The organism is Plasticicumulans sp. (assembly GCF_035331805.1).
GTDB lineage: Bacteria > Pseudomonadota > Gammaproteobacteria > Competibacterales > Competibacteraceae > Plasticicumulans.
In genome coordinates this window covers 1-1,610 of record NZ_DAOLKE010000546.1, presented here as the reverse complement: position 1 = coordinate 1,610, position 1,610 = coordinate 1, and the positions used below count along the sequence as shown (strand labels likewise).

The window sequence follows — 1,610 nt, the reverse complement described above, 5'->3', positions numbered from 1 at the left end:
GTCAGGTAGCCGGAGTTCGCGGTCTTCAGCGCCGTGTCGGCCAGACCCTTGCGGGCGCCGTGCGTGGAGATGAAGTACTGCAGCACGTCCAGGCCTTCGCGGAAGTTCGCGGTGATCGGCGTCTCGATGATCGAGCCGTCGGGCTTGGCCATCAGGCCGCGCATGCCGGCGAGCTGACGCATCTGCGCCTGCGAACCGCGGGCGCCGGAGTCGGCCATCATGAACACACTATTAAAGGAGTCCTGCTCGACGGTCTGACCTTCGCGGTTGACGACGGTCTCCTTGCCGAGGCCGCGCATCATCGCCTTGGTGACTTCGTCGTTGGTGCGCGACCAGATGTCGACCACCTTGTTGTAGCGCTCGCCGTTGGTGACCAGACCCGAGGCGTACTGCTCCTCGATCTGCTTCACCTCGGATTCGGCGCGCGCCAGGATGCCGGCCTTCTCGTCGGGGATGCGCATGTCGGTGAAGCCGACCGACGAGCCCGAACGCATCGCGTAGTGGAAGCCGGTGTACATCAGCTGGTCGGCGAAGATGACGGTGTCCTTCAGGCCGAGGCGCCGGTAGCACTGGTTGATCAGGCCCGAGATCGTCTTCTTCTTCAGCACCTGGTTGGCCAGCTCGAACGGCAGGCCTTCCGGGAAGATCTCGAACAGCAGCGCGCGACCGACGGTCGTGCTCACGCGCCGGCGCACGCGCTCGCGGCTGCCGTCGGCGTGGATCAGCGTCTCGACGATGCGCACCTCGATGCGCGCCTGCAGTTCGGCCTGGCGCGTCTCGTAGGCGCGGTGCACTTCCTTCACGTCGGTGAAGCGCATGCCTTCGCCGCGGGCGTTGATGCGCTCGCGGGTCATGTAATAGAGGCCGAGCACCACGTCCTGCGACGGCACGATGATCGGATCACCGTTGGCCGGGCTCAGGATGTTGTTGGTCGACATCATCAGCGCGCGCGCTTCGAGCTGCGCCTCGATCGACAGCGGCACGTGCACGGCCATCTGGTCGCCGTCGAAGTCGGCGTTGAACGCCGTGCACACCAGCGGATGCAGCTGGATCGCCTTGCCTTCGATCAGCACCGGCTCGAAGGCCTGGATGCCGAGGCGGTGCAGCGTCGGGGCGCGGTTCAGCATCACCGGATGCTCGCGGATGACCTCTTCGAGCACGTCCCAGACTTCCGGCTGCTCGCGCTCGACCATCTTCTTCGCGGCCTTGATGGTCGTCGCGACGCCGCGGCGGATCAGCTTCGAGAAGATGAAGGGCTTGAACAGCTCCAGCGCCATCTTCTTCGGCAGGCCGCACTGGTGCAGGCGCAGCGTCGGGCCGACCACGATGACCGAACGGCCCGAGTAGTCGACGCGCTTGCCGAGCAGGTTCTGGCGGAAGCGCCCCTGCTTGCCCTTGATCATGTCGGCGAGCGACTTCAGCGGCCGCTTGTTGGTGCCGGTGATCGCGCGGCCGCGGCGGCCGTTGTCGAGCAGCGAGTCGACGGCCTCCTGCAGCATGCGCTTCTCGTTGCGCACGATGATGTCGGGCGCCGACAGCTCCAGCAGGCGCTTCAGGCGGTTGTTGCGGTTGATGACGCGCCGGTACAGGTCATTGAGATCCGAGGTCGC

General features: G+C 66.0%; 1 pseudogene. It reads right to left on the bottom strand.

The window, feature by feature from the left end:
- Positions 1-1,610, bottom strand: a pseudogene (locus tag PKE44_RS19255) (DNA-directed RNA polymerase subunit beta'); the annotation flags it as partial.